The 3,632-nt window shown below is 61.5% G+C and carries 5 protein-coding genes and 1 pseudogene; 4 read left to right on the top strand and 2 right to left on the bottom strand.

Translation table 11 applies throughout. From position 1 onward, the window contains the following. The coding region (locus ACO41U_RS10045; RefSeq protein ID WP_485943656.1) for an ATP-binding protein at nucleotides 1-785 on the top strand (785 nt) is incomplete at its 5' end. On the opposite strand, the gene ACO41U_RS10040 is transcribed toward ACO41U_RS10045, so the two are convergent. Next, a complete protein-coding gene (locus tag ACO41U_RS10040; RefSeq protein WP_485943654.1) occupies nucleotides 700-966 on the bottom strand; it encodes a Txe/YoeB family addiction module toxin in 267 nt (88 codons plus the stop codon). The two genes, ACO41U_RS10045 and ACO41U_RS10040, sit on opposite strands and share 86 nt — an antisense overlap. 2 nt (nucleotides 967-968) lie before the next feature. Then, nucleotides 969-1,241, bottom strand: coding sequence for a type II toxin-antitoxin system RelB/DinJ family antitoxin (locus tag ACO41U_RS10035; RefSeq protein WP_485943652.1), 273 nt, complete (start codon nucleotides 1,239-1,241; stop codon nucleotides 969-971). Nucleotides 1,242-1,490: 249 nt separating this feature from the next. On the opposite strand from ACO41U_RS10035, the pseudogene ACO41U_RS10030 reads away from it, so the two are divergent. From ACO41U_RS10030 to ACO41U_RS10020, 3 genes and pseudogenes are all read left to right on the top strand, one after another. Further along, a pseudogene (locus ACO41U_RS10030) lies at nucleotides 1,491-1,966 on the top strand (flavodoxin). A gap of 45 nt (nucleotides 1,967-2,011) precedes the next feature. Then, nucleotides 2,012-3,430 (top strand): flavodoxin, encoded by a 1,419-nt coding sequence (locus ACO41U_RS10025; protein WP_485943650.1) that lies wholly within the window; start codon nucleotides 2,012-2,014, stop codon nucleotides 3,428-3,430. Continuing rightward, on the top strand, nucleotides 3,427-3,632 hold a 206-nt coding region (locus ACO41U_RS10020), incomplete at its 3' end, for a hypothetical protein (protein WP_485943648.1). The genes ACO41U_RS10025 and ACO41U_RS10020, both read left to right, overlap by 4 nt.

The following is a 3,632-nucleotide window of genomic DNA, read 5'->3' as shown; positions in this document are numbered from 1 at the left end:
TGGAGGGATCGCGCATGAAACATCCCGGTTACAGACCCCGCATTATCGACGGCAAGGTTGAGGAATATCTCTCCGTTTTCGGCGCCGTCTGCATTGAGGGGCCGAAGTGGTGCGGAAAGACCTGGACATCTTCTTATCATTGCAAGAGTGCCGTCTATATTGGCGATCCGGCGGGCAATTTCCAGAACAGGAAGCTGGTGGAGGTCTCTCCCGCGTTGGTGCTGGAGGGCGAGCCGCCCCGTCTGATCGACGAATGGCAGGAGGTGCCGTCCCTTTGGGATGCCGTTCGCCATAAGGTCGACGCGACCCCTGAGAAGGGACGCTTTATCCTGACCGGTTCCGCAACGCCGAACCATAAGGGCATCCTCCACAGTGGTGCGGGACGGATCGCCAGGCTGCGGATGCGCCCCATGTCCCTCTACGAGTCGGGCGATTCCAGCGGCGAGGTTTCCCTGAAAAAACTGTGTGATGGCGAACTGACGCCTGTGGCGACTGGCGAGGTGGACCTTCAGAAACTCATCGACTTGATCGTCCGCGGCGGTTGGCCCGGCAGCCTGGGACTTGCTCCGGCCTACGCGATCGCCGAAGACGCCTTCAGGGCTTACAAAAACACGCGGGAAAATAGGGAATCCGAAAGCGTGTGTGAACCTGGAGCCAAACCGACGGCAAGCTCAGGCGTGGATACACGTGGCAAGTGCGTCAGTGTTCACCATAGTGTTCCCGACAGCCTAAAATTTCGAGGTTTTCCTCGGAAACGCGATAGACTAGGCGATGCTTTTCGTTGATACGGCGGCTGAAGCACCCCTGGAGGTCCCCTTTGAGGGGTTCCGGTTTCCCCTCGCCCGATAAAACGCCGTCACGCTCGATGCTTTGTATCAGACGATTAATCTTTCTAAGCGTCCGCCTGTCCTGGTCCTGCCAATAAAGATAATCCTCCCAGCCGCCGTCAGACCATACCTTGATCACGGTCAGTCCTGCACGAGCTCATGCTGGACGCCTTTGCCCGCGTCCAGTTGGGCTTTTGCCCGGAGCAGCCTCTCAGCTTGGGCCCGCGTAAAACCGTTAATGTCCTTGGGCTCGGCCATCTCGAAGGGCATGGCACGATGTCCGACCGCCTGAGTCAAAAAAACGCGCACAGCGTCCCCGGTTTCCAGCCCCATGCTCCGAAACAGCATGTCCGCATCCCTCTTAAGCTGTGCAGGAACACGTACCTGCAAGTTGACGGTTTCCGTCCTCGGCATGGAATCTCCCTCCTCTGCCTCATTATATCAACGATCATGCACGATCAATTGGTCTGTCGCATTTGGCTTGACGATCCAGCAAGAGGATAGCCGATATTGGCATAGATGTCCAGAGCTCGAATTTCATCATAACTCACGGGTTCGCCCTGTCCCCCGTCGGCCTTGGACTTTCATCCTTTCTCACCTTGACTTTGAGCTTGCTCAAGGTTATAGACTACTGCCATCGTTTGAAAAGGAGGCGGTTTTGTCATGAATGGGAAAATTTTGGTTGCCTGCTTCTCGGCGACGGGGACGACGGCAGGGCTTGCGAAGAACCTCGCGGAGGCGATCGGCGCAGACCTTTACGAGATCAGGCCGGAAACGCCGTACACGTCGGCCGACCTGGACTGGAACAATCCGGGGAGCCGCAGCACGGTCGAGATGAAAGGCCCAAGTCCCGCCCCGCCATCGCAGGGCCTCTGCCCGACGTGTCGGGGTACGATGCGGTGCTGATCGGCTTTCCGATCTGGTGGTACGTTGCGCCGAGGATCGTCAACACGTTCCTCGAAGGCTGTGACCTCTCCGGCAAGAAGATCGCCGTCTTTGCGACGTCCGGCGGCTCCGGCATGGGGCACACGCTCGATGAGCTCAAGCCGTCCGCGCCCGATGCGGTCTGGCTGTCGGGCAGGAGGTTCGGGAACCGCGAGCCGGCCTCGTCGCTCAAAGCCTGGGTCGAGGGGCTGTAGCCGAGCTCATGTGAGCATGGTTGGGGAGCGGAAGGAGGGGACGGGATGGTGAAGTTTTTGGGGCTGCTGGCCTTTGCCGCGGCGTTTCTGCCCTGCGCGGCGCTTGCGGCGGAAAAGGACGGCACGGTCTTGGTCAAGGGCGGTTCGTTCACGATGGGGAGCCCCAATGACGAGCCGTGGCGAAGCGGCGACGAGATTGCGCATAGCGTCGGGCTCTCGGATTTTTACATCGCCGCGCGCGAGGTCACCCAGGCCGAGTGGGAGGCCGTGATGAACGGCAACCCCAGCGCGTCCAAGGGGCCGAACCTGCCGGTGGAGAACGTGACGTGGCTCGATGCGGTGGCGTTCTGCAACGCGAAGAGCATGGCCGACGGGCTGGCTCCAGCCTATGAGATCGCCAGCGACGCCGTGACCTGGAACAGGGCCTCCGACGGGTGGCGGTTGCCGACCGAGGCTGAGTGGGAGTATGCGTGCCGCGCAGGGAGCGCGACGCCGTTCTCCGGCAAGCCCTCCATCGGGCCGGACGAGGCCAACTTTTACGGTCATTATCCTTACAACATCGAGCAGAACTACTTCACTCAGGAAAAACTCGACGTGAAGCCCGGTCAGTACCGGCGGAGGACGACGCCGGTCGGCAGCTTCGCGCCAAACGCGCTGGGGCTGTACGACGTGCACGGCAACGTCGGCGAGTGGTGCTGGGACACCTACGGCGACTACGGTTCGGGCGGGATGAAGGACCCGGCGGGCCCGGAGGAGTCCTCCTCTCGAATTCGCAAGGTGAACCGCGGCGGCGGATGGAACGACTTCGCCAAGCATCTGCGCTGCGCCTACCGTGCCTCCCTGCCCCCCGGCCGGTCCAGCGCGTCGGTAGGCGTGCGTCTGGCGAGGAACGTCGTGCCCATGACCGGGTTGCTGACGTCGAAGGTCGAGAGAACTGCGTCGGGGAAGGGGGAGAAGAAGGAGGCGAAGATCCTTGTCGCGTTCTTCTCGTGGGGAGGAACGACGCGCGGCATCGCCGGCGAGGTCCGCAAGCAGTCGGGCGGCGACCTGTTCGAGATCGAGCCGGTGCACGAGTATTCGAGCGACTACAACACGGTGCTGAACGAGGCGCAGCGCGACCAGCGCGAGGACGCGAGGCCGGAGTTGAAGGGGAAGGTCGAGAATTTCGAGCAGTACGACGTGATCCTCCTCGGCTATCCGAACTGGTGGGCGTCGATTCCTGCGCCGGTAGCGTCCTTCCTCGACAGCTACGATTTTGCGGGCCGCAGGATCATCCCGTTTTGCAGTCACGGAGGCGGGCGCCTTGGACAGAGCGTCACGGCGATAGGCAAACTCGCCCCGAACGCGATGATCGGGAAGCCGCTGTCCATTCACTACAGCGGAGGCAGCGCCATGCCAGCCGACGTGGCAGCGTGGCTTGCCGAAAACGAATTGAGCGAATCAAAGGATGGGGAGAAAAGATGAGAGTGATGAGTGCGTTGGGTGTGGTGCTGCTCTCGCTGGCAGCGTTCGGATTTTTTGCGGGAGCGAATGCCGCGTCCGCCGCAGACGGGAAGGTCCTGATCGCGTACTTCTCGCGAGCCGACGAGAACTATCAGGTGGGCTACGTGGAGAAGGGCAACACGCAGGTCCTCGCCGAGGCCGTTGCCGAGGCGACGGGCGGAGA

This window comes from Fretibacterium sp. (assembly GCF_057312375.1).
The sequence above is the reverse complement of the archived record's forward strand: the minus strand, read 5'-3'. Positions and strand labels throughout refer to the sequence as shown.

What these genes read in the sequence shown, in the direction of transcription:
- ACO41U_RS10035 (WP_485943652.1), bottom strand. Translation starts at nt 1,241, where the DNA reads ATGCCGAGGACGGAAACCGTCAACTTGCAGGTACGTGTTCCTGCACAG.
- ACO41U_RS10025 (WP_485943650.1), top strand. Translation starts at nt 2,012, where the DNA reads ATGGTGAAGTTTTTGGGGCTGCTGGCCTTTGCCGCGGCGTTTCTGCCC.